This window comes from Streptomyces sp. NPDC018964, from assembly GCF_044390325.1.
In the GTDB taxonomy this organism is placed as follows: Bacteria; Actinomycetota; Actinomycetes; order Streptomycetales; family Streptomycetaceae; genus Streptomyces.
Genome location: NZ_JBIRYZ010000018.1, coordinates 26,071 through 48,226, shown reverse-complemented (window position 1 = coordinate 48,226; position 22,156 = coordinate 26,071). Strand labels below are relative to the sequence as shown.

The following is a 22,156-nucleotide window of genomic DNA, read 5'->3' as shown; positions in this document are numbered from 1 at the left end:
CATGAGTGAGCGTCAGAAGGACCGGCCGTGGCTCATGCGCACGTACGCCGGCCACTCCACGGCCGAGGCGTCCAACGAGCTGTACCGGCGCAACCTCGCCAAGGGCCAGACGGGTCTGTCGGTCGCCTTCGACCTGCCGACCCAGACCGGCTACGACTCCGACCACGTCCTCGCCCGCGGCGAGGTCGGCCGGGTCGGGGTGCCCGTCGCGCACCTCGGTGACATGCGCCGGCTGTTCCAGGACATCCCCCTGGAGCGGATGAACACCTCGATGACGATCAACGCCACCGCCATGTGGCTGCTGGCGCTCTACCAGGTCGTCGCCGAGGAGCAGGGCGCGGACATCACCGGGCTCCAGGGCACGACCCAGAACGACATCGTCAAGGAGTACCTGTCCCGCGGGACGCACGTCTTCCCGCCGGGCCCGTCGCTCCGCCTGACGACGGACATGATCGCGTACACGGTCTCCCACCTCCCGAAGTGGAACCCGATCAACATCTGCAGCTACCACCTGCAGGAGGCCGGGGCCACGCCGGTGCAGGAGATCGCGTACGCGATGTCCACCGCGATCGCCGTGCTCGACGCAGTGCGCGACTCCGGTCAGGTGCCGCAGGAACGCATGGGTGACGTGGTCGGCCGCATCTCCTTCTTCGTGAACGCGGGCGTCCGGTTCATCGAGGAGATGTGCAAGATGCGCGCCTTCGGCCGCATCTGGGACCGGGTCACCCGTGAGCGGTACGGCATCGAGAACCCCAAGCACCGCCGCTTCCGCTACGGCGTCCAGGTCAACTCGCTCGGGCTGACCGAGGCGCAGCCGGAGAACAACGTCCAGCGGATCGTCCTGGAGATGCTGGCCGTCACCCTCTCCAAGGACGCCCGCGCGCGTGCCGTGCAGCTGCCGGCCTGGAACGAGGCCCTGGGCCTGCCCCGCCCCTGGGACCAGCAGTGGTCGCTGCGCATCCAGCAGGTCCTGGCGTACGAGAGCGATCTGCTGGAGTACGACGACATCTTCGAGGGCTCGAAGGTGATCGAGGCGAAGGTGGAGGAGCTGGTCGCCGACTCGCTCGCGGAGATGGGGCGGATCGAGGAGATGGGCGGCGCGATGGCCGCCGTCGAGTCCGGTTACCTCAAGTCGCAGCTGGTCGCCTCGCACGCCGAGCGCCGGGCCCGGATCGAGTCGGGCGAGGAGAGGATCGTCGGTGTCAACGCCTTCGAGGGCACCGAGCCCAGCCCGCTGACCGCCGACCTGGACACCGCGATCCAGACGGTCGACCCGGCGGTGGAGGCACGCGTCATCGCCTCGCTCCAGCACTGGCGCGACACCCGCTACCAGCCCCCGTTCAACCACCCGCGCCCCTGCAAGGCGCTGGAGAAGCTCAAGGAGGCCGCGCGCGGCACCGACAACCTCATGGAGGCCACCCTGGAGTGTGCCCGCGCCGGTGTCACGACCGGCGAGTGGGCGGGGGCGCTGCGGGAGGTGTTCGGGGAGTTCCGGGCGCCGACCGGTGTCTCGTCCGCCCCGGTGGCGGTGGCCGCCGAGGAGGGCTCGGCCCTGTCGGAGGTGCGCCGCAAAGTGGAACGGACGGCCAAGGACCTCGGCGTCGGCAAGCTGCGCTTCCTGGTCGGCAAGCCGGGCCTGGACGGTCACTCCAACGGCGCCGAGCAGATCGCCGTGCGGGCCCGCGACGCCGGGTTCGAGGTGGTCTACCAGGGCATCCGGCTCACCCCGGAGCAGATCGTGGACGCCGCCCTCGCGGAGGACGTGCACGCGGTGGGCCTGTCCATCCTCTCCGGCTCGCACGCCCAGCTCGTGCCGGACGTGCTCGAACGGCTCCGTGTGGCCGGTGCCACAGACATCCCGGTGATCGCCGGTGGCATCATCCCGAACGGTGACGCCGAACAGCTGCGGGCCGCGGGAGTCGCCGCGGTCTTCACCCCGAAGGACTTCGACATCACCGGCATCATCGGCCGCATCGTCGACGAGATCCGCACCGCGAACAAGCTCGACCCCCTGGAGGTCCCCGCATGACCACGGTCAACCGCCTTCGCCCCCGGCGTTCCTGCCTGGCGGTACCCGGCTCGAACCCGCGCTTCCTGGAGAAGGCGCAGGGCCTCCCGGCGGACCAGGTCTTCCTCGACCTGGAGGACGCCTGCGCCCCGCTCGCCAAGCCCGAGGCGCGGCACACCATCGTGAAGTTCCTCAACGAGGGCGACTGGACCGGCAAGACCCGCGTCGTGCGCGTCAACGACTGGACGACGGAGTGGACGTACCGGGACGTCGTGACGGTCGTCGAGGGTGCCGGCCAGAACCTCGACTGCATCATGCTGCCGAAGGTCCAGGACGCCCAGCAGGTGGTGGCCCTCGACCTCCTCCTCACCCAGATCGAGAAGACGATGGGCTTCGAGGTCGGCCGGATCGGCATCGAGGCACAGATCGAGAACGCCCGCGGCCTGAACAACGTCAACGAGATCGCGCAGGCCTCCCCGCGCGTCGAGACCATCATCTTCGGCCCGGCCGACTTCATGGCGTCCATCAACATGAAGTCCCTCGTCGTGGGCGAGCAGCCGCCCGGCTACCCGGCGGACGCCTACCACTACATCCTGATGAAGATCCTGATGGCCGCCCGCGCCAACGACCTCCAGGCGATCGACGGCCCCTACCTCCAGATCCGCAACGTGGACGGCTACCGCGAGGTCGCCCGGCGCGCCGCCGCGCTCGGCTTCGACGGCAAGTGGGTGCTGCACCCCGGCCAGGTCGAGGCGTCCAACGAGATCTTCTCGCCGTCGCAGGAGGACTACGACCACGCCGAGCTGATCCTGGACGCGTACGACTACTACACGTCCGAGGCCGGCGGGAAGAAGGGCTCGGCGATGCTCGGCGACGAGATGATCGACGAGGCCAGCCGCAAGATGGCCCTGGTCATCTCCGGCAAGGGACGCGCCGCCGGTATGCGGCGCACGTCGAAGTTCGAGATCCCGGAGGCGTGACGGCCATGCAGTTCGGACGCACCTACGAGGAGTTCGAGGTCGGGGCGGTGTACAAGCACTGGCCGGGCAAGACGGTCACCGAGTACGACGACCACCTGTTCTGTCTCCTCACCATGAACCACCACCCGCTCCACATGGACAGCAATTACGCCGAGAGGACGACGGACTTCGGCAGGAACGTGGTGGTGGGCAACTACGTCTACTCCCTGCTGCTCGGCATGTCGGTGCCCGACGTCTCCGGCAAGGCGATCGCCAACCTGGAGATCGAGTCGCTGAGGCACGTGGCGCCGACCTTCCACGGCGACACGATCTACGGCCAGACGACCGTGCTCGACAAGTGGCCGTCGAAGTCGAAGGACGACCGCGGGATCGTCCACGTCGAGACCAAGGGCTACAAGCAGGACGGAACCCTGGTCTGCGTGTTCCGCCGCAAGGTGATGGTGCCGACCGAGACGTACATCAAGGAGCGCGGCGGCGAGCAGCCGGGCCGCCCCGAGCTCAAGGAGCAGGAGAAGTAAGCCATGGCCCGTCTCGCCCAGACCGCCGGTCTGACCGACGTCCAGCAGGAGATCCTCTCCACCGTCCGCGACTTCGTGGACAAGGAGATCATCCCGGTCGCCACCGAGCTGGAGCACCGCGACGAGTACCCGCAGCAGATCGTCGACGGGCTGAGGGAACTCGGCCTGTTCGGTCTGATGATCCCCGAGGAGTACGGGGGCCTGGGCGAGTCGCTCCTCACCTACGCGCTGTGCGTGGAGGAGATCGCCCGCGGCTGGATGTCGGTCTCCGGCATCATCAACACGCACTTCATCGTGGCGTACATGCTCAAGCAGCACGGCACGCGGGAGCAGAAGGACCACTTCCTGCCGAGGATGGCGGCCGGCGAGGTCCGCGGCGCCTTCTCGATGTCGGAGCCGGGTCTGGGCTCCGATGTGTCGGCGATCACGTCGAAGGCGGTGAGGGACGGTGACGCGTACGTCCTGAACGGCCAGAAGATGTGGCTGACGAACGGCGGGACGTCGTCGCTGGTCGCCGTTCTGGTGCGGAGTGACGAGGGTCACCCCGAGGGCACGGCGCCGCACAAGTCGATGACCACCTTCCTGGTGGAGAAGGAGCCCGGCTTCGGCGAGGTCCGCCCCGGCCTCACCATCCCCGGCAAGATCGACAAGATGGGCTACAAGGGCGTCGACACGACCGAGCTCATCATGGACGACCTGCGCGTTTCCGCTGATCGGGTGCTTGGCGGGACCACCGGCCGAGGTTTTTACCAAATGATGGACGGGGTCGAGGTGGGCCGTGTCAATGTGGCGGCGCGTGGCTGCGGCGTCGCTCAGCGTGCCTTCGAGCTCGGTGTCCGGTACGCCCAGCAGCGTCACACTTTCGGCAAACCGATCGCCCAGCACCAGGCCGTCCAGTTCAAGCTGGCGGAGATGGCTACCAAGGTGGAGGCCGCACATGCGATGATGGTGAACGCGGCACGCAAAAAGGACTCCGGGGAACGAAACGACCTTGAAGCAGGGATGGCGAAGTACCTCGCCTCCGAATACTGCAAGGAGGTCGTGGAGGACGCCTTCCGGATCCACGGCGGTTACGGCTTCTCCAAGGAGTACGAGATCGAGCGCCTCTACCGGGAGGCGCCGATGCTGCTGATCGGTGAAGGGACCGCCGAGATCCAGAAAATGATCATCGGTCGCCGACTGCTCGAAGAGTATCGATTCCAGGGTTAGATGTCCGGATACGGGGTGTTTTCTTGGAGAAGGTGATCACACCCCGTACGCACTCTTCGGCCTCCGACTCGGCTGCCTGGCTTACCCAGTTACGGCCCGGAGCCGCTACGATCGCCGGAAAGCCGCCGTCCCCCGCAAGTGCGCGGCATCATCCGCTACGAAGGTCATCCATGCCCCACAGCCAAACCTCTGCACACCGCGACAGCCTCGCCGGCGTACGCCTCGCGCGCGGAGCATCGCCGTGGCTTCTGCCGACCGTCGCCACCGCAGCCGTCAGCCTTCTGCGCGCCCGCCGCTCGGGTGCCGCCAAGGCCGTCGCCGTCCCCGCCACCGCGCTGGCGGCGGGGATGCTGTGGTTCTTCCGCGACCCCGAGCGCGAGATCGCCCAGGGCCGGGTCATCTCGCCCGCCGACGGCGTGGTGCAGAGCATCATGCCGTGGAAGGACGGACGCACCCGCGTCGCGATCTTCATGAGTCCGCTCAACGTCCACGTGAACCGGGCCCCGCTGGCCGGCACGGTGACGTCGGTCGAGCACATCCCCGGTGGCTTCGTTCCCGCCTTCAACAAGGAGAGCGAGAACAACGAGCGCGTCGTGTGGCACTTCGACACCGAGCTCGGCGACATCGAGATGATCCAGATCGCCGGCGCGGTGGCCCGCCGCATCGTCCCCTACGTGCCCCGGGGCACCAAGGTCGAGCAGGGCGAGCGCATCGGCCTGATCCGCTTCGGCTCCCGCGTCGACATCTACCTGCCCGAGGGCGTGGAGGTGGCCGTCGAGGTCGGTCAGAAGACCGTGGCTGGGGTGACTCGCATTGACCGTGGTTGATCCCGAGACACAGGCCGGCTGGGTGCCCGAGGCCGACGAGGCGGACGACGAGGAGGAGATGCCCCTCTCGCTCCGCCTGTCGATAGCGGACACCCTCACCCTGGGCAACGCCACCTGTGGCTTCATGGCGGTGTACTTCACCACCACCGGCATCCTGATCCCGCACCTCCAGGGCAGCCAGGAGACCGGCATGGCCCGCCACAGCGCGGCCACCGCCGTCATCCTGATGCTGTGCGCGGCGGTCTTCGACCTGTTCGACGGCCTGGTGGCGCGCAAGCTGCGCTCCTCACCGATGGGCGCGGAGCTGGACAACCTGTCCGACCTCATCAGCTTCGGCCTGGCGCCGGCGTACTTCGTCCTGGTCTACGGCATGGTCGCGGACGACGCGCACCAGAGAGTGGCCGCGGTCGGGGCGATCGTGGTGCTGCTGGCGGTGGTGCTGAGGCTGGCGAGATTCTCCTGCGTCACGGTGAAGGACGGCACCTTCCAGGGCATGCCGTCGCCGTTCGGCGCGCTGACCGTCGTCTCGATCGTGCTGCTCGAGCTGCCGTTCGTGGCGACGCTGCTGGCGATCATCGGTACGGCGTGGCTGATGGTGAGCCGGGTGGAGTACCCGAAGCCGCGGGGCCGCCTCGCGGTGGCCATGCTGTCGTGGATCGTGCTGTCGATGGGGCTGCTGGCGGCGTGGGCGTTCGACGCGCCGAGCGGGCAGCTGCTGCTCCAGACGGGGTGTGCGCTGCAGCTGGTGATGGGCGCGGTGATTCCGCTGTTCGCCACGGCGCGGCGGGTGAACAACTTCCGCGACAACCGTCGCGAGGCGCGGGCGGCGCAGCTGCCGTAACGCTGCCGCGGCTTGTGGGCCCTGGACCCGGATCGGGTTCGGGGCCCTTTTGTTTTCGCCCCCGCAGCCCCTTCCCGTCCCGACCCCGGGGCTCCGCCCCGGACCCCGCTCCTCAAACGCCGGACGGGGCTGAAATCAGCCCGTCCGGCGTTTGAGGACAAGGCCCGTTCAGGGCCGAAGGGGGGTCTGGGGGCGCAGCCCCCAGGGACGGGACGGGAAGGGGCGGCGGGGGCGAGAAAAGCTCAGCTCAGGAAGTCCCGCGCGATCCGCTCCGCCGTACGCTCCAGGATCGGCCCCGCATCCGCGACGCACACGGCCACGTCCGGCTCCAGATCCGTCAGCGCGTACGCCCGCCGGATCCCCGCCCGCCCCAGCACCTCCGGCGGCAGCGCCAGCCGCCCGCACACCGCGACGACCTCCTTGCCGGCGGCCCGCGCGGCCGCGGCGACACCCGCGGGGGCCTTCCCGTGCAGGGTCTGCTCGTCCAGCGACCCCTCCCCCGTGATCACCAGATCCGCCCGCTCCAGCGCCGGCGCGAACCCGAGCACGTCCAGCATGACCTCGATGCCCGGCCGGAAGGCGGCGCCCAGCAGCAGGGCCCCGTACCCGATCCCCCCGGCCGCCCCCGCACCGGGCGCCGCGGCGAACTCGGCGGCCTTCGGCCCCACCGCCCCCTCCAGCACCTTCGCGAAGTGCGCGAGCGCCGCGTCCAGCGTCTCCACGTCCTCCGGCGAGGCCCCCTTCTGCGGGCCGTAGACCGCCGGGGCGCCCTTCGGCCCGGTCAGCGGGTTGTCGACATCGCTCGCGAGGACCAGCTCGACCTCGCCGAGGCGGGGATCCAGCCCCGACAGGTCCGCCGACGCCAGCTCGGCCAGCCCCCCGCCGCCCGGCGCCACCGGCTCACCGTCCGCCGTCGCGAACCGCGCGCCCAGCGCCGACAGCATGCCCGCGCCGCCGTCGGTGGTGGCGCTGCCGCCCACCCCGAACACGATCGTGCGCGCCCCCGCGTCCAGCGCGGCCCGCAGCAGCTCCCCGGAGCCGTACGTCGACGCCGTGAGCGGCGCGAAGAAACCGGCCGGCAGCCGCTGCAGCCCGCTCGCCTCCGCCATCTCCACGACGGCCGTGTCACCGCGCAGCGCGTACGCCGCGGTCACCTCGTCCCCGAGGGGACCGGCGACCCGTACCTCCCGCCGCTCGAACCCGGCCGCGACCGCCGCGGCCACGGTGCCGTCGCCGCCGTCGGCCACCGGCAGCGCCTCGACCACCAGGTCCGGTACGACCCGGCGCAGTCCGGCGGTCACCCGCCCGGCGACCTCGACGGCCGTCAACGACCCCTTGAACTTGTCCGCGGCGACGAGCACCCGCCGTGCCGACCGCGTCGTACGAGTGCCGCTCTCTGCAGCGTCCGCCACTTGCATTCCCCTCGTTCTCCGGGCCTCGCGCGTGTCAAGGCCGAGTCGCGCCGCTGCGACCCTAAACCGGCGGGCACAGCGGCCGCCATGCCCTGCCCAGCCCGTGAAACGGCCGGGAACCGGGTACACCGGTCCCATGACCGCGATGAGCGCTGTGGACACGGAGCCGGGACTCGCCGACCGCATCCTCGGAGGCTGGCTGGGCCGGATCGCGGGCAACATGCTCGGCAAACCGGTGGAGCAGGGCGAGGTGTGGACGCGCGAGCGCATCGACCGCTACCTCCGCCGGACGGACGCCCTCCCCCTCACCGACTACCTCCCCGAGCCGCCGACCGAGAGCGAGGGCCTCGACCTGCGCCCCGAGTGGCGGGACTGCGTCCGCGGCCGCGTCCACGGGAGCTGCCGCGACGACGACGTCGACTACGCGATCCTCGGCCTGGACCTGCTGGAGACCCACGGCTTCGACTTCACCACCGAGCAGGTCGGCGACCTGTGGCTGCTGCGCCTGCCGTACCTGCAGACCTTCACGGCGGAACGGGCCGCCTACCGCAACCTCGCGAACGGCCTGAAACCCCCGGTCACGGCCACCTGTGACAACCCCTACCAGGAGTGGATCGGCGCCCTGATCCGCGCCGACATCCACGGCTGGACGTCCCCGGGCGCCCCGCACCGCGCCGCCTCGCTCGCCCGCCGGGACTCGGTGCTCTCCCACACCGGCAACGGCGTGTACGGCGCGATGTGGGCGGCGGCGCTGATCTCGGCGGCGTTCACGGCGCCCACCGTGCGGCACGCGGTGGACGAGGCGCTCACGGTGATCCCGGCGAGCAGCCGCCTCGCCCGCACCGTGCGCCGGGTGGCCTCCCTGCACGAGGCCGGGCTGGCCTGGGAGGACACGCTCACCACGCTCACGGAGGAGACGGCGGGCCTCGGCTGGATCCACACGGTCCCGAACGCGGCCGTCCTCACCGCAGGCCTGCTGTACGGCGGCGGCGACTTCACCCGGACCATCGCCCTGACCGTGCGCGGCGGCCTGGACACCGACTCCAACGGTGCGACGGCGGGCTCGGTGGCGGGCGTCCTGTGCGGCGCGGCCGCCGTCCCGGCCCAGTGGAAGGACCCGCTCCAGGACACGGTGCGCAGCGCCGTCTTCGGCTTCGACGGCGTACGGATCAGCGAGCTGGCGGAGCGCACGCTGCGGCTGGCCCGAGCCGAGTGACCGTGCGATGTGCCCCGGCGCACGCGCCTCCGGTGTCGATCATGGGACCGGCGTGTGCTGCCGTGCGCCCCGCGGGCCCGGCTCCGTGCCCGCGGCGGTGCCCGGCGCCACGATTACCCTTCCGGGCATGACCACCACTCAGCCCGTCCAGGACTACGCCTCCTACATCGCCTCCCTCCCCCGTGTCCTCGCCGGCGCCGCCGTTCTCCTCCGGGACGAGGAGGGGCGGGTGCTGCTCGTCGAGCCGAACTACCGGGAGGGGTGGGCGCTGCCCGGCGGGACGGTCGAGTCGGACGACGGGGAGAGCCCGCGCGAGGGGGCGCGCCGGGAGACGGCCGAGGAGATCGGGCTGGACCGGGAGCCGGGCCGGCTGCTGGCGGTGGACTGGGTGCGCGGGCCGGGGCGGCCGCCGGTGGTGGCGTACCTGTACGACGGCGGCGTGCTCGGCGCGGACGACTTCGCGGCGATCCGGCTGCAGGAGTCGGAACTGCTGTCCTGGCGGCTGGTGCCGCGCGGGGAACTGACCGAGTACCTCCAGGGCTCCCTGGGGCGCCGGGTGCTGGCCGCGCTGGACGCCCTCGCCGACGGTTCGGGCACCGTGGAGCTGGAGGACGGGCACCGGGTGCGCTGGGCCGGCGCGGGGCGATATCCGCTCGCCGCACCGGCGCCCCGCGGCCTACCCTCGGCCCCATGAGCAAGCCCCTCGTCGCCCTCCTCACCGGTGCCGGTGTCAGCACGGACTCCGGCATCCCGGACTACCGCGGACCCAATGGCCTGTGGCGCCGCGATCCCGAGGCCGAGAAGCTGGTGACGTACGCGTACTACATGGGCGATCCGGAGATCCGCCGCCGTTCCTGGCGGATGCGGCGGGAGAACTTCACGTCCGCCGTGGAGCCGAACGGCGCGCACCGCGCCGTGGCCGAGCTGGAGCGCTCCGGGGTGCCGGTGCGGGTGATCACGCAGAACGTGGACGGGCTGCACCAGCTCGCCGGCCTGCCGGCCCGCAAGGTGCTCGAACTCCACGGCACCGTACGGAGCGTGGTGTGCACCAGGTGCCACGCGCGCGGCGCGATGGAGGACGCCCTGGCCCGGGTCGACGCCGGTGAGGACGATCCGCCGTGCCCGGAGTGCGGCGGCGTCCTCAAGCCGGCGACGGTGATGTTCGGCGAGCACCTCGATCCCGTGGTGCTGGGCGAGGCGGCGGCGATCAGCAAGGCGTGCACCGTCTTCGTCGCCGCGGGCACCAGCCTCCAGGTCCACCCCGCCGCCGGGCTCGCGGAGGTGGCCGCCGGCCACGGGGCCCGCCTGATCATCGTCAACGCGGAGCCGACCCCGTACGACGACCTCGCCGACGAGGTGATCCGCGAGCCGATCGGCACCTCGCTGCCGGCGCTGCTGCGCCGGATCGCCGCCTAGAACAGGGCAGTTCCGCGTTCGAAGTCCAGCAGGCGCTGCTTGCGCTCCAGGCCGCCGCCGTAGCCGGTGAGGCCGCCGCTCGCGCCGATGACGCGGTGGCAGGGGACGATGATGCCGACCGGGTTGCGGCCGTTGGCGAGGCCGACCGCGCGGGAGGCCTTGGAGTTGCCGAGGGTGTCGGCGAGTTGGCCGTAGGTGCGGGTCTCGCCGTACGGGATGCGGGTCAGCCGGTCCCAGACGCGGCGCTGGAACGGGGTGCCGTGCAGGCGCAGTTCGAGGGTGAACTCCTTCAACTCGCCCGTGAAGTACGCCGCGAGCTGCTCCAGCGCCTCGGCGAAGGGGGTGTCGTCGGGGGCGCCGAAGGTCTCCTCGGGTGGGCGGTGGCGCTGGTCGGTCATGTAGAGGCCGCACAGGACGCCGTCGTCGGCGACGAGCGTCAGCGGGCCGTAGGGGCTGTCGGTCACGGTGTGCTGCTTCATCGGCTGGGGTTCCTGGTCTCTCTACACCGGCAGGAAGTTGATGGGGTGGCTGTCCGTCGCCCACAGGTACTGGACCGCGTACGCCCGCCAGGGCCGCCAGGCCGCCGCGCGGGCGGTGAGGGCGGCCGGGGTGGAGGGCAGGCCCAGTTCGCGGGCGGCGCGGCGGATGCCGAGGTCGGTGGGGAGGAAGGCGTCGGGGTCGCCGAGGGCGCGCATGGCGATGACGTCGGCCGTCCAGGGGCCGAAGCCGGGGAGGGCGAGGAGTTTCGCGCGGGTCTCGGGCCAGTCGCTGTCGGCGCCCAGGTGGAGGTCGCCGTCGGCGAGCCGGCGTACGAGGGTGGTGAAGGTGGTGCGGCGGGTGCGGGGCATGGCGAGGGTCTCGGGGTCGAGCCCGGCCAGCGCCTCGGGGGACGGGAAGAGGTGGGTGAGGCCGCCCTCGGGGTCGTCCACGGGGGTGCCGTACGCGGTGACCAGGCGGGCCGCGTGGGTGCGGGCGGCGGCCGTGGAGACCTGCTGGCCGAGGACGGCCCGGACGGCGAACTCGTCCGCGTCGACCGTGCGCGGCACACGGCGGCCGGGTGCCTTGTCGACGAGGGGCGCGAGGACCGGGTCCGCGCGCAGCTGCTCGTCGACGGCGACCGGGTCGGCGTCGAGGTCGAGCAGACGGCGGCAGCGGCTGATGGCGACGGTGAGGTCGCGGGGGTCTCCGAGAGTGAGGCGGCAGGCGATGTGGTCGGGGTGCGGGGTGAGCGCCACGACGCCGTGGCCGTACGGCAGGCGCAGGGTGCGCCGGTAGGCGCCGATGGGGGTACCTCCCACGCCCTTGGGGCTGTGGGGGAGCCACTCCTCCACGCCGGGTACGGCGGTGGCGGCGAGGTGGCCGAAGAGGTTGTCGGGGTTGAGCGGGGCGCGGAACGGCAGGCGGAGGGAGAGCACTCCGGGGGTGGTGCGGGAGGTGTCCTTCGGTGCCCGGGCGCGCAGTCCGCCCGGGGTGAGTGCGTAGACCTCGCGGACGGTGTCGTTGAAGGTGCGGACGGAGGAGAAGCCGGCCGCGAAGGCGATCTCCGCCATCGGCAGGTCCGTGGTCTCGATGAGGAGCCGCGCGGTCTGGGCGCGCTGGGCGCGGGCGAGCGCGAGGGGGCCCGCGCCCAGCTCGGCGAGGAGCTGGCGCTCGACCTGCCGGGTGCTGTAGCCGAGCCGGGCGGCGAGACCGGTGACGCCTTCGCGGTCGACGACGCCGTCGGCGATCAGCCGCATGGCGCGGGCCACCGCGTCGGCCCGCTGGTTCCACTCCGGTGAGCCGGGGCTGGTGTCGGGCCGGCAGCGTTTGCAGGCCCGGAACCCGGCCTGCTGGCAGGCCGCCGCGCTCGGGTGGAAGACCATGTTCTCGGCCTTGGGCGGGACCACCGGGCAGCTCGGCCGGCAGTAGATGCCGGTGGTGAGGACGGCGGTGAAGAACCAGCCGTCGAACCGCGCGTCCTTCGACCGCACGGCGCGCACGCAGCGCTCGGTGTCGGTGTGCATCCCCTTCTGCATGCCTCAAGGATCGGACACGTCCGGTGCCCCGGTCTGGCGGGAATCCGACGTCGACGTCATGTGTCCTGGGGTTGCCCGGATCGCCATGCCGACTCGCGGAGCAGTCGCAGCCCGTTCAGGCCGACCAGCACGGTGGAGCCCTCGTGTCCTGCGACGCCGAGCGGGAGGGGGAGGTGGCCGATGAGGTCCCACAGGACGAGGCCGGTGATGGCCGTGCCCGCGATGACGAGGTTCTGCGCCACGAGCCGGCGGGCGGTGCGGGAGAGCCGTACGACCGCGGGGACGGCGGCGAGTTCGTCGCGTACGACGACCGCGTCCGCCGTCTCCAGGGCGAGGTCGGAGCCCGCGCGGCCCATGGCGATGCCGGCGTGGGCGGCGGCGAGGGCGGGTGCGTCGTTGACGCCGTCACCGACGAACAGCACCTTGCGGCCGGCCGTCTGGAGGTCCCGTACGGCGTTCACCTTGTCCTCGGGGAGGAGGCCGGCGCGGATGTCCGTGAGGCCGGTCGCGGTGGCGACGCGGGCGGCGGCGTGCTCGTTGTCGCCGGTGAGGAGGGTGGGGGCGGTGCCGGTGAGGGCTGTCAGGGCGGAGGTGGCGGCCGGGGCGTCGGAACGGATCCGGTCGGTGAGGGCGAGGGTGCCGACGGGGGTGCCGTCGCGGGTGACGCGGACGACGGTCTCGCCGTGTTCCGCGTCCGCCGGGTCGGCGCGTCCGACGGTCACCACGGCCCCGTTCACGGTGGCGGTGATGCCGTGGCCGGGGGCGGCGGTGAAGTCGGTGACGGGGGCGAGGGGCAGGCCGCGGGTGCGGGCGGCGGTGACCACGGCGCGGGCCAGCGGGTGCTCGCTGGGGTGCTCGGCCGAGGCGGCCAGGGCGAGCAGGGCGTCCTCGTCGAGGCCGGAGCCGGGCAGCGGACGTACGGCGGTGACCTCGGGGGTGCCCTCGGTGAGGGTGCCGGTCTTGTCGAGGGCGGCGGTGTCGATCTCACCGAGGCGTTCCATGGCGACCGCCGACTTGACGAGGACGCCGTGGCGGCCTGCGTTGGCGATGGCGGAGAGCAGGGGCGGCATGGTGGCGAGGACGATCGCGCACGGCGAGGCGACGATCATGAAGGTCATCGCCCTCAGCAGGGCATCGGTGAGGTTCTCGCCGAAGGCGAGCGGAATGCCGAACACGGCGAGGGTGGCGGCGACCACGCCGACCGCGTACCGCTGCTCGATCTTCTCGATGAAGAGCTGGGTCGGCGCCTTGGTGCGGGAGGCCTCCTCGACCAGGGTCACGATGCGGGCGATGACCGAGTCGGCGGGGTCGCGGCCGACCCGGACGCGCAGGGCGCCGGTGCCGTTGAGGGTGCCGGCGAAGACGTCGTCGCCGGGGCGCTTGACGACCGGCAGCGACTCGCCGGTGATGGTGGCCTGGTCGGCCTCGCTGACGCCGTCGAGGACGGTGCCGTCGGCACCGATGCGCTCTCCGGGGCGGACGAGCAGGACGTCGCCGACGGCGAGTTCGGCGGTGGGCACGGTCTCCTCGCCGCTCCCGGTCACCCGGGTCGCCGTGGTGGGCGCGAGGTCGAGCAGGCCGCGCACGGAGTCGGCGGTGCGGGCGGTGGCCAGGGCCTCCAGGGCGCCGGAGGTGGCGAAGATGACGATGAGCAGGGCGCCGTCGAGGACCTGTCCGATCGCGGCGGCGCCCAGCGCGGCGACGATCATCAGCAGGTCGACGTCGAGGGTCTTCTCGCGCAGTGCGCGCAGCCCTTCGAGGGCCGGTTCCCAGCCGCCGCACGCGTAGGCGACGGCGTACAGGATCCCGCCGGCCCAGCCGGGCGCACCGCCGAGGTCGGCGGCGATCCCGGCCAGGAAGGCGACGAGCGAGGCGAGCGCCCACCGGGCTTCCGGAAGGGCGAGGACACGGGTACGGCGGCGCGGCGCCGGGGTACCGACGGACGACCGGGGGGCGGGGGCGAGAGTCACGGACACCCGGCCACCATACAGGAACGCATGAAGAGTCATTCATGCGTTCATATGTGATGAGTAGGATGTCCACATGGGTCATGGAGCCGCCGTTTCCGCACAGGACGACGCCGCGCGGGTGCGCCTGGACGCGGACAACGTCGCGAAGGTCGCCACCACGCTCCAAGCCCTCTCCACGCCCTCCCGGCTGCTGATCCTCGCCCGCCTGCGCGAGGGCCCGCTCCCGGCCACGGAGCTGGCGGCGGAGGTGGGCATGGAGCAGTCGGCCTGCTCGCACCAGCTGCGGCTGCTGCGCAATCTGGGCCTGGTGGTCGGCGAGCGCCGGGGACGTTCCGTGGTGTACGCGCTGCACGACGACCATGTCGCCGGGCTGCTCGACCAGGCCGTCTACCACGTGGAGCACCTGCGGCTGGGGATCAGCGACACCGCGGGGTGAGCAGCCCCCGCATGGTCTCGGCGGCGCGTACGGCGGCGTCCGCGCAGCAGTTGTTGAACAGTACGTGCAGTTCGTCCGTCCGTTCCGCCGCACGCCGCAGCCGGGGCACCCAGGCGGCGAGTTCGGTCACGTCGTAGTCGTGGCGGAAGCGGTCCTCCTTGCTCCCCCTCCCCCAGTCCCTGCTGCGGCCGTGGAACCGTACGACGGCGAGGGCGGGGCGGCTGACGGGTGCGACGGGCGGCAGGGAGCCGGAAAGGCCCTGGGCCATGTCCACGCCGACGGCCGTCGCGCCCAGCCCGGACAGCAGCGCGAGGGTGTCCTCGGCCCGGTCCGCCGCCCACCACCCCGGGTGCCGGAACTCGACGGCGAGCGGCCAGTCGGCCGTGCGCTCCGCGCACTCCTCCAGGGTCCGTTCGGCCGGGGCGCCGGGCGCGAAGCGGGGCGGGAACTGGAACAGTACGGCGCCCAGCCGCCCTGCCTCGCGCAGTGGCCCGACCGCCTCCGCGAACCTCCTCCACACCTCGTCGAGGAGGGCGCCGTCCACCGGCCGGTCCCGCAGGTCGGCGGGGAGCGCCTGCGGCCGGGTGGGGTGGCCGGTCAGCAGCGAGAACGCCTTGACGTCGAAGCGGAATCCGTCCGGTGTGCGCTCCACCCACAGTTCGCTGTTGCGGCGGCTGGGCAGCGCGTAGTAGGCGGAGTCCACCTCGACGACGGGCAGCCTGGAGGCGTAGTGCCGCAGCCGTCCCTCGGCGTCCCGCCCCCCGCTCGGATACCAGCCGCTCGTCACGAGCATGCGGTCCGTCCACGAACAGGCCCCGACCAGGATGTCACCCATGGGAGCCCGGGTACCCGGGCTCCCGCGCATCTGTCCTCCTACTCGGTCGCCGTGGGCCGGCGCGAGACCGCCGTCGCCCCGGCCACGTCGGTGAGCGGGCGCAGCCGGTAGGTGTAGGTGTGGTCGCGGTCGGCGAAGAGCTTGAACTCGTCGTGGGTGTGCGCGCCCCAGCTGTTGTCGCCGCCGACGCCCATCTGCCGGTGGTTGACCCGCAGCACGACCGCGTCCCGCGGGGTGAGCTGGTAGTCGTGCCGGACGCCGGCCGACAGGTCCTCCGGGGTGAAGTGCGAGGCGTTGATCTCCAGGAGGGGTTCGCCCGACACCAGCAGGCCGCGTCCGCTGCCGTCGGTCAGGGCGGCCCAGCGGACGTCGGTCTTGTTGCCGTTCTCCTGCGGGCGGATGTAGGGGATCCACTGCTCGGCCACGGTCGACGTGTAGAGGCCCACGTCGGTACCGGTGTTGCGGTCCCAGTGGTTCTCCTCGGGGCCGCGTCCGTAGTAGTGCAGGCGGTCCAGGCGGCGCGGCAGGAACAGCAGCGTGCCGACCTCCGGGATGTACGGCAGGTCCGGCGCACCCGGGTGGAGGGTGTTGTCGACCTTGATCTCGCCGTTGCCGAACACCGTGTGGACGGTGGTGTACGTCGATTCCGTGGTGGTGGGCAGGGTGCCGCTGACCTTGATCTCGACGGCCCGGTCGGCCAGGGCGCGTACGGTGACGTCGGTGACCTTCCGGCGGGCGCCGGCGTCGCGCCAGGTCTGGTTGCGGGTGTGCTGGCCGTTGCCGTGGTCGTTGTCGGTGGGGGCCCGCCAGAAGTTGGGCACCGGCCCGGAGGTGATCAGGCGGGTGCCCTTCACCTCGTAGGAGGTGAGGGTGCCGGTGTTCTTGTCGACGGTGACCGAGAAGTCCCTGCCGGTGACCCTGATGTCGTCGTCGCGCTCCTCGTGGCGCAGGACCGGGACGCGTGACAGCGGTACGGGGGTCACGGCCGGGCTTGTGGCGTCGAGCGGGAGCTGCTGCCGGGCCACCTCGAAGCCGGCCTTCGCCCACGGCGTGGATTCCCTTGTAATGAAAGACAGTTGGAGGAAGTACTCGGTGCCCGGTGCGGGGTTCTTCGGCAGGCGTACGGGCAGGGTGATGGCCTTCTCGGACCGCGGCGGCACGTCGAGCTGGTCCCGGGTCAGCCTTCCGCGCCGTACGACCTCGCCGTCGGCGACGAGTTCCCAACGGCCGTCGAATTCACGGAGGTTGGTGAACAGGTACTCGTTGGTGAGGGTGACGGCACCGGGGTCGCCGGCGCCGGAGGTGCGGGCGGCGTTGATCGCCTGGTAGACGCGTTTGACCTCGGCGGCCTTGCCGGTGTGGCCGCGGTCGGCGGTGACGATGCCGTCCGCGACGAAGGCGCCGTCGTTGGGGTTGTCGCCCCAGTCGCCGCCGTAGGCGAGGAACCGCTTCTCCTCGGGCCGCTTCCGCTCCACCTCGACGGTGGCGGCGTCGAACCAGAACCGTACGCCGTCGTCGCCGGGTCCCCGGTCGTCGGAGGCCAGTTCGGCGGCGGTGAGGGCGCGGGCGTAGACGCGGGCGCGGCGGACGGTGCCGCTGAACTCGCGGGTCTGGTTGTCGGCGTCGGAGGCGAGCGCGAGCGGCGCGGTGTTGCTGTCGGGGCGCCGGTCGGTGGTGCGGGTGGCCTTCACCGCGCCGTCGACGTGCAGGGTCAGTGTGCCGGCGTCCGCGTCGAAGACGCCCGCTACGTGGTGTTCGCGGCCGGTCCAGTCGTCGGGCACGGTCCAGTTGACGGCGATCCACTGCCCGCCGCCGTAGAGGAAGAACTCCAGGGTGCGGCCGCTCTGTTTGAGCGCGTACTGGGTGTCGCCCTTGGCGATGATCGGCTGGTGGTAACCCGTCACGCCGGGGGTGATCCAGGCCTCCAGGGTCAGTGAACCCGTGAGGTCGAGGCTGTCGTGGCGTTCGAAGACCGTGATGCCGGACAGGCCCTTGTCGCGGTCGAGGCTCCCGCGGGTGGCGAGGATCTCGCCGCGCAGTCCGGCCGGTCCCGACTCGGTGAGCAGGGTGCGGGCAGGGACGGGCGTGTAGAGGGACTGGTCGACGAAGTCCCAGATCCAGCCGCCCTGGAGGACGTCGTGGCGGCGGACGACGTCCCAGTACTTCTTGAAGTTGCCGGTGGAGTTCCCCATCGCGTGGGCGTACTCGATCATGACGTACGGCCGGGTGTCGGCGGTGTCCGCGGCGCGCTGCTCGATGCGGGACGGGCTCTCGTACATCCGGGAGCGGATATCGCTGATGCCCGGCCGGTCGTCGCCCTCGTACTGGATGACGCGGGTGGGGTCGTAGGAGCGGATCCAGTCGTGCATGGCGGTGAAGGTGGAGCCGCCGCCGGCCTCGTTGCCGAGCGACCAGATGACCACCGAGGGGTGGTTCTTGTCGCGGTGGACCATGTTCTGGGCGCGGGCGACGCAGGCCGCCGTCCACTCCGGGTGGTCGCCCGGGTACTCGTCACGGATGCCGTGGGTCTCCAGGTTGGTCTCGTCGACGAGGTAGAGGCCGTACTCGTCGGCGAGTTCGTACCACAGCGGGTTGTTGGGGTAGTGCGAGGTGCGGACGGAGTTGATGTTCATCCGCTTGATGAGGGTGATGTCCTCGACCAGGTTCTCGCGGGTGAGGGCGGTGCCGCGGGAGGGGTGCATCTCGTGGCGGTTGGTGCCGCGGAAGGAGACGGGTTCGCCGTTGATCCGCATCAGCCCGTCCTTGAGGGCGAACTCGCGGAACCCGACGCGGTGGGACAGGGTTTCGATCACCTTGCCCGCCGGGTCGCGGAGCCTGAGGACGGCCGTGTAGAGGTCCGGGTGTTCGGCCGACCAGAGCCGGGGCCGGGTCACGGCCTTCGAGGCCCGTACGGTGACGTCCTCGCCGGCGCCGGCCGTGCCGAGGTCGGCGGTCCGCTCCAGCGGACGGGACCAGACGGCGTGGCCGCGGGCGTCGTACAGCTGGGTCTCGACGGTGTAGCGGCCCGACTCGCCGCCGCCGTACGCCCGTACGCTCGCGGTGACCGCCAACTCGCCCTGCATGTACGTGTCGTCGAGCGGGGTGTCCAGCTTGAAGTCACGCAGGTGCACGGCCGGGGTGGAGTACAGGTAGACCGAGCGGAAGATGCCGCTCAGCCGGATCATGTCCTGGTCCTCCAGCCAGTCGCCGTCGGCGTAGCGGTACACCTCCACGGCGATCTGGTTGGTGCCGGGCTTCAGGTGGTCGGTGATGTCGTACTCGGAGGGCGTGTAGGAGTCCTCGTCGTAGCCGACGAGTTCGCCGTTGATCCACACGTAGTGGGCGGACTTGACGCCCTCGAAGTGGAGGAAGGTGCGGCGGCCTCTCCAGTCGCGCGGGACGGTGAAGGTGCGCCGGTACTGGCCGACCGGGTTGTAGCGGGTCGGGGCGGCGGGCGGCTGCGGTTCCTCGCCGCGGCCGTTGGGGCCCCAGTACGGGTAGGTGATGTTCAGGTAGATCGGGAAGTCGTGGCCGTGCAGTTGCCACACGGACGGGACCGGGATGGTGTCCCAGCCGGTGTCGTCGGTGTCGGTGCGGTGGAAGTCGGCGTCCCGGTCCTCGGGGCGGTCGGCGTAGGCGAACTTCCAGGTGCCGTCGAGGCTCAGCCGGTAGGGCGAGCGGGTGCGGTCGGCGGCGAGGGCCTGTCTCACGTCGGCGTACGGCATGAGCGTGGTGTGCGGGGGCTGGGTGCCGAGCCGGAAGACACCGAAGTCGTTCCACTCCGGAGGCGTGTCGGCCGCCGCCCGCCGGCCGGCCGCGTGCGCCGCGACGGGCGACGCGGACAGGGCGAGGGCGCCGAGCACGGCGGCGCCGGACTCCAGGAGCCGGCGGCGGCTGACGACCGGCGGCCCGGAGCGGGGGGACCGGTCGGCGGGAGACGTGTACGGGTGCGGGTGCGGGTACGGCATGACCGTGGCCTTCCTCGGTACGACAGAGCACTGCACGGACTGAGGGCACGTCGAAACTCCCCCTGCAACGCACCGCCGGGCGGGGGACGTCACGGCAGGGGACATCGCGACGGATGGTGACGGAGCAGCTACTGAGCCAGCCACACCCTAGGACTCGAACACAATCGAAGCAATGATCCCGTCGGGATCTGTGCGGTCCTGATGGTTCGACCGGAGCCTCCGGGCTCCCCCTCTGGAATGATCAGGCCATGTCACGAACGTGTCCCCGCCTTCTCGCCGCCCTGCCGTTCGTCCTGCTCGTCGCCGTGACGGCCGGATGCGCCGACCCGGCGGCCGGTCCCCGCGCGGGCGGCACCGAGCCGCAGGGCTACTGCCCCCTTCCCGAGGAACGGGGACCGACGCCCTCCCCTTGCGTCACCTTCGACTGGAACCAGCGGCTGGCGGAGAACCACGGCTACCGCGAGCGGATCACGATCACGGCGGAGCAGAAGGAGGCGGCCGCACCGCGGGCGAAGGCACTGGCCACCGTGTTGAGGAAGCTGACGGACGCCGCGACCGCCGAGGAGGAACTCCGCACGGCGGCCGCGGACGCCGTCGGGGTACGACCGGAGAGCATCGAGATACGGACGAACGGCTTCGGCACCCCAGACCACGGTGTGCTGGTCGGGGGCGGCGAGGGCCGCGTGTGCGTCAACGGCACGGTCGACGCCGCCGGCCACGCCGACGTGGAGGTCGTCGGCCGCACCCTCGAGGGCACGTGCCTGCCGGGGGAAGGGGGACACTGACATCCGGAGCGATGCCGTACCGAGGAGTCGACGTGTTGCGTTGCCAGGCCGTCCGCAAGCGCTACGGCAGGGACCGGTGGGTCCTGACCGGCGTGGACATGGAGGTCGCGGCCGGAGAGGTCCTCGCGGTGGTGGGCGGCAACGGCTCGGGCAAATCGACGCTGTTGAGGATCCTGGCGGGACTGTCGCGGCCCACGTCCGGGACGGTGTCGGGCCGGCCCCGGCACATCGGTTACGTACCGGACCGCTTCACCGCCCATGACCGTGTCCCGGCGCTCTCCTACCTCACGCACATGGGACGCATACGCGGCATGCCGACTTCCGCCGCCCGGGCCCGGGGACGCCACCTGCTGGACCGGCTGTCCCTGGTGGGCGGCCGGGACGCACCGCTGCGCACCCTGTCCAAGGGCAACGCCCAGAAGGTGGCGCTCGCCCAGGCACTGCTCGTCGAACCCGACCTGCTGGTCCTGGACGAACCCTGGTCGGGTCTGGACGCCTCGGCTCACGGGGTCCTGGCCGAGCTCATCGGCGAGGTCGCCGCGCGGGGCGGGGCGGTGGTCTTCACGGACCACCGGGAGGCGATCACCGGGACGCACGCCGACGGCGCCTACGCCCTCCACGACGGCCGGGTGACCCTGCTGGACGGGCAGCACACCCCGGTGGTCGAACTGGTCCTCACCGTACCGACCACCGGCGTCCCGCCGGCCGAGGTGGACTGGTGGGCCCTGCCGGGCGTGCTGGACGCCGCCGGCCGGGACGAGACGACCGTCCTGCGGGTGACCCGGGAGCACTCGGACGCCGTTCTGCTGACGGCGCTGCGGCACCACTGGTCGGTGGACGGTCTCACCAGGACCGAGGCCGGCCGTGACGGCCACCGGGTGAACTCCGGGAGGACGGCCCTGTGATCGCCCTGATCCGCTACTTGTTCACGGTGATGCTGCTCTCCCAGCGCTATCTCGCGCCCCTACTGCTGTTCGTCGGCCTGCTGGCCGTGCTGACGAGCAGTGACTCCGGTCCGCTCGCCGCCACCTACGGATCGGTGGCCGGGGCCGTTCTGGTGTGCTCCGTCTGGCTGACCATGGCACTGGTCGGCCTGGAGGACCGGCAGCACCGGCCGGTCCTCGTCGTCAGCGTCGGCAGCCGCCTTCGGACGCTGCTCGGATCGGTCGCGGCGGCCGTCCTCTGGTGCCTGCCGCTGACCGTGGCCGGTCTGGGGCTGCCCCTGGTGTTCGGAACCCACTCGCCCGTCCCCGCCGACCTGGTGCTGGGGACCGAAGCCCAGCTCACCTGCTCCTTCACCGGCATCGCCATCGGACTGGTCTGTTCACGTCCGGTCGTCCGGCGGCAGGGCTACGCCCTGGTCCTCGCCCTGGCACTGCTGCTGACCGCGCTGCTGGCGAGAGGCGTCTCCCCGGTCAACGTCCTGCTCACCGACCTGCAGAACGCATCGGACTCGACCGGTCTCCTCGGATCCACGGCCGTGTTGCTCGTCGTGGCCGCGGGTGTTCTGGCGGTCGCGGTGGCGATCACGCACGCGGTCACCCTGAGGAAGGACTGAGCGCACCCACCGGGGAAGGTCACACGGTGGACGGCAGTACGGCGGGCCCTCCGGGATGTCACGCCCCCGGCCCTGCGCGTACCCTCCCGGCCACCTTTCCCCGGTCCCGCGGCGCACGGCCGTTCCGCCACGGGTGGATCCCCGCGGGCTCGCCGTGGTGTG

19 protein-coding genes are annotated in these 22,156 nt (G+C 71.8%); 13 read left to right on the top strand and 6 right to left on the bottom strand.

All coding sequences use genetic code 11. The features are described from left to right. Position 1: 1 nt before the first annotated feature. From ACH5AO_RS26145 to pssA, 6 genes are all read left to right on the top strand, one after another. Positions 2-2,029 (top strand): protein meaA, encoded by a 2,028-nt coding sequence (locus ACH5AO_RS26145; RefSeq protein ID WP_398928654.1) that lies wholly within the window; start codon positions 2-4, stop codon positions 2,027-2,029. Next, entirely contained in the window at positions 2,026-2,988 is a 963-nt protein-coding gene (locus tag ACH5AO_RS26140) for an HpcH/HpaI aldolase/citrate lyase family protein (protein WP_398928652.1), read from the top strand. Before ACH5AO_RS26145 ends, ACH5AO_RS26140 begins: the two co-directional genes overlap by 4 nt. A 5-nt stretch (positions 2,989-2,993) precedes the next feature. Next, positions 2,994-3,506, top strand: a complete 513-nt coding sequence (locus tag ACH5AO_RS26135) for a MaoC family dehydratase (RefSeq protein ID WP_398928650.1) — start codon at positions 2,994-2,996, stop codon at positions 3,504-3,506. 3 nt (positions 3,507-3,509) lie between these two features. Further along, complete coding sequence (locus ACH5AO_RS26130; protein WP_398928647.1) at positions 3,510-4,715, top strand: acyl-CoA dehydrogenase family protein; 1,206 nt, start codon at positions 3,510-3,512, stop codon at positions 4,713-4,715. Positions 4,716-4,885: 170 nt separating this feature from the next. Continuing rightward, positions 4,886-5,542 carry a phosphatidylserine decarboxylase gene (locus ACH5AO_RS26125; protein WP_217135827.1) on the top strand — a complete coding sequence of 219 codons (657 nt, stop codon included), beginning with the start codon at positions 4,886-4,888 and terminating at the stop codon, positions 5,540-5,542. A 22-nt stretch (positions 5,543-5,564) separates the two neighbouring features. After that, the gene (gene pssA, locus ACH5AO_RS26120; protein WP_030211852.1) at positions 5,565-6,383 is read left to right on the top strand and encodes a CDP-diacylglycerol--serine O-phosphatidyltransferase; all 819 of its coding nucleotides are present in this window, start codon (positions 5,565-5,567) and stop codon (positions 6,381-6,383) included. A 242-nt stretch (positions 6,384-6,625) separates the two neighbouring features. On the opposite strand, the gene ACH5AO_RS26115 is transcribed toward pssA, so the two are convergent. Next, positions 6,626-7,801, bottom strand: a complete 1,176-nt coding sequence (locus tag ACH5AO_RS26115; RefSeq protein ID WP_398928644.1) for a glycerate kinase — start codon at positions 7,799-7,801, stop codon at positions 6,626-6,628. Between the two features lie 139 nt (positions 7,802-7,940). Between ACH5AO_RS26115 and ACH5AO_RS26110 the strand changes: the two genes are divergently transcribed. The 3 genes from ACH5AO_RS26110 (at position 7,941) to ACH5AO_RS26100 (ending at position 10,427) form a co-directional block, all read left to right on the top strand. Further along, positions 7,941-9,011 (top strand): ADP-ribosylglycohydrolase family protein, encoded by a 1,071-nt coding sequence (locus ACH5AO_RS26110; RefSeq protein WP_398928642.1) that lies wholly within the window; start codon positions 7,941-7,943, stop codon positions 9,009-9,011. A gap of 127 nt (positions 9,012-9,138) precedes the next feature. Then, positions 9,139-9,705 (top strand): NUDIX domain-containing protein, encoded by a 567-nt coding sequence (locus ACH5AO_RS26105; RefSeq protein ID WP_398928640.1) that lies wholly within the window; start codon positions 9,139-9,141, stop codon positions 9,703-9,705. Next, positions 9,702-10,427: an SIR2 family NAD-dependent protein deacylase gene (locus ACH5AO_RS26100; protein ID WP_398928638.1), complete on the top strand. Its 726-nt coding sequence runs from the start codon at positions 9,702-9,704 to the stop codon at positions 10,425-10,427. The genes ACH5AO_RS26105 and ACH5AO_RS26100 overlap by 4 nt, the downstream gene beginning before the upstream one ends. On the opposite strand, the gene ACH5AO_RS26095 is transcribed toward ACH5AO_RS26100, so the two are convergent. The 3 genes from ACH5AO_RS26095 to ACH5AO_RS26085 are packed head-to-tail and all read right to left on the bottom strand — an operon-like array spanning position 10,424 to position 14,451. Beyond that, positions 10,424-10,906, bottom strand: a complete 483-nt coding sequence (locus ACH5AO_RS26095; RefSeq protein ID WP_398928635.1) for a methylated-DNA--[protein]-cysteine S-methyltransferase — start codon at positions 10,904-10,906, stop codon at positions 10,424-10,426. The genes ACH5AO_RS26100 and ACH5AO_RS26095 overlap by 4 nt on opposite strands. A 21-nt stretch (positions 10,907-10,927) precedes the next feature. Then, positions 10,928-12,442: an AlkA N-terminal domain-containing protein gene (locus tag ACH5AO_RS26090; protein WP_398928632.1), complete on the bottom strand. Its 1,515-nt coding sequence runs from the start codon at positions 12,440-12,442 to the stop codon at positions 10,928-10,930. 56 nt (positions 12,443-12,498) lie between these two features. Beyond that, positions 12,499-14,451, bottom strand: a complete 1,953-nt coding sequence (locus tag ACH5AO_RS26085; RefSeq protein WP_398928630.1) for a heavy metal translocating P-type ATPase — start codon at positions 14,449-14,451, stop codon at positions 12,499-12,501. 34 nt (positions 14,452-14,485) lie between these two features. On the opposite strand from ACH5AO_RS26085, the gene ACH5AO_RS26080 reads away from it, so the two are divergent. Beyond that, positions 14,486-14,848: a metalloregulator ArsR/SmtB family transcription factor gene (locus ACH5AO_RS26080; protein ID WP_030856433.1), complete on the top strand. Its 363-nt coding sequence runs from the start codon at positions 14,486-14,488 to the stop codon at positions 14,846-14,848. Here the strand turns inward: ACH5AO_RS26080 and ACH5AO_RS26075 are convergent. Continuing rightward, on the bottom strand, positions 14,829-15,683 hold the full coding sequence (locus tag ACH5AO_RS26075; RefSeq protein WP_398928628.1) for a DUF72 domain-containing protein: 855 nt from the start codon (positions 15,681-15,683) through the stop codon (positions 14,829-14,831). The two genes, ACH5AO_RS26080 and ACH5AO_RS26075, sit on opposite strands and share 20 nt — an antisense overlap. A gap of 38 nt (positions 15,684-15,721) precedes the next feature. Continuing rightward, positions 15,722-19,651: a glycoside hydrolase family 2 TIM barrel-domain containing protein gene (locus ACH5AO_RS26070; RefSeq protein WP_398928626.1), complete on the bottom strand. Its 3,930-nt coding sequence runs from the start codon at positions 19,649-19,651 to the stop codon at positions 15,722-15,724. A 248-nt stretch (positions 19,652-19,899) separates the two neighbouring features. On the opposite strand from ACH5AO_RS26070, the gene ACH5AO_RS26065 reads away from it, so the two are divergent. From ACH5AO_RS26065 to ACH5AO_RS26055, 3 genes are read left to right on the top strand one after another with little or no spacing between them, the layout of a single operon-like run. After that, entirely contained in the window at positions 19,900-20,436 is a 537-nt protein-coding gene (locus ACH5AO_RS26065) for a precorrin-3B C(17)-methyltransferase (RefSeq protein WP_398928624.1), read from the top strand. Positions 20,437-20,471: 35 nt separating this feature from the next. Further along, complete coding sequence (locus tag ACH5AO_RS26060; RefSeq protein WP_398928835.1) at positions 20,472-21,341, top strand: ABC transporter ATP-binding protein; 870 nt, start codon at positions 20,472-20,474, stop codon at positions 21,339-21,341. After that, positions 21,338-21,994 carry a hypothetical protein gene (locus ACH5AO_RS26055; RefSeq protein ID WP_398928622.1) on the top strand — a complete coding sequence of 219 codons (657 nt, stop codon included), beginning with the start codon at positions 21,338-21,340 and terminating at the stop codon, positions 21,992-21,994. The genes ACH5AO_RS26060 and ACH5AO_RS26055 overlap by 4 nt, the downstream gene beginning before the upstream one ends. The last annotated feature ends 162 nt before the right edge of the window (positions 21,995-22,156 follow it).

What these genes read in the sequence shown, in the direction of transcription:
- ACH5AO_RS26090 (WP_398928632.1), bottom strand. Translation starts at nt 12,442, where the DNA reads ATGCAGAAGGGGATGCACACCGACACCGAGCGCTGCGTGCGCGCCGTG.
- ACH5AO_RS26080 (WP_030856433.1), top strand. Translation starts at nt 14,486, where the DNA reads ATGGGTCATGGAGCCGCCGTTTCCGCACAGGACGACGCCGCGCGGGTG.
- ACH5AO_RS26105 (WP_398928640.1), top strand. Translation starts at nt 9,139, where the DNA reads ATGACCACCACTCAGCCCGTCCAGGACTACGCCTCCTACATCGCCTCC.
- ACH5AO_RS26145 (WP_398928654.1), top strand. Translation starts at nt 2, where the DNA reads ATGAGTGAGCGTCAGAAGGACCGGCCGTGGCTCATGCGCACGTACGCC.
- ACH5AO_RS26085 (WP_398928630.1), bottom strand. Translation starts at nt 14,451, where the DNA reads ATGACTCTTCATGCGTTCCTGTATGGTGGCCGGGTGTCCGTGACTCTC.
- ACH5AO_RS26130 (WP_398928647.1), top strand. Translation starts at nt 3,510, where the DNA reads ATGGCCCGTCTCGCCCAGACCGCCGGTCTGACCGACGTCCAGCAGGAG.
- ACH5AO_RS26065 (WP_398928624.1), top strand. Translation starts at nt 19,900, where the DNA reads ATGTCACGAACGTGTCCCCGCCTTCTCGCCGCCCTGCCGTTCGTCCTG.
- ACH5AO_RS26135 (WP_398928650.1), top strand. Translation starts at nt 2,994, where the DNA reads ATGCAGTTCGGACGCACCTACGAGGAGTTCGAGGTCGGGGCGGTGTAC.
- ACH5AO_RS26100 (WP_398928638.1), top strand. Translation starts at nt 9,702, where the DNA reads ATGAGCAAGCCCCTCGTCGCCCTCCTCACCGGTGCCGGTGTCAGCACG.
- ACH5AO_RS26070 (WP_398928626.1), bottom strand. Translation starts at nt 19,651, where the DNA reads ATGCCGTACCCGCACCCGCACCCGTACACGTCTCCCGCCGACCGGTCC.
- ACH5AO_RS26125 (WP_217135827.1), top strand. Translation starts at nt 4,886, where the DNA reads ATGCCCCACAGCCAAACCTCTGCACACCGCGACAGCCTCGCCGGCGTA.
- ACH5AO_RS26075 (WP_398928628.1), bottom strand. Translation starts at nt 15,683, where the DNA reads ATGGGTGACATCCTGGTCGGGGCCTGTTCGTGGACGGACCGCATGCTC.
- ACH5AO_RS26115 (WP_398928644.1), bottom strand. Translation starts at nt 7,801, where the DNA reads ATGCAAGTGGCGGACGCTGCAGAGAGCGGCACTCGTACGACGCGGTCG.
- ACH5AO_RS26140 (WP_398928652.1), top strand. Translation starts at nt 2,026, where the DNA reads ATGACCACGGTCAACCGCCTTCGCCCCCGGCGTTCCTGCCTGGCGGTA.
- ACH5AO_RS26095 (WP_398928635.1), bottom strand. Translation starts at nt 10,906, where the DNA reads ATGAAGCAGCACACCGTGACCGACAGCCCCTACGGCCCGCTGACGCTC.
- ACH5AO_RS26110 (WP_398928642.1), top strand. Translation starts at nt 7,941, where the DNA reads ATGAGCGCTGTGGACACGGAGCCGGGACTCGCCGACCGCATCCTCGGA.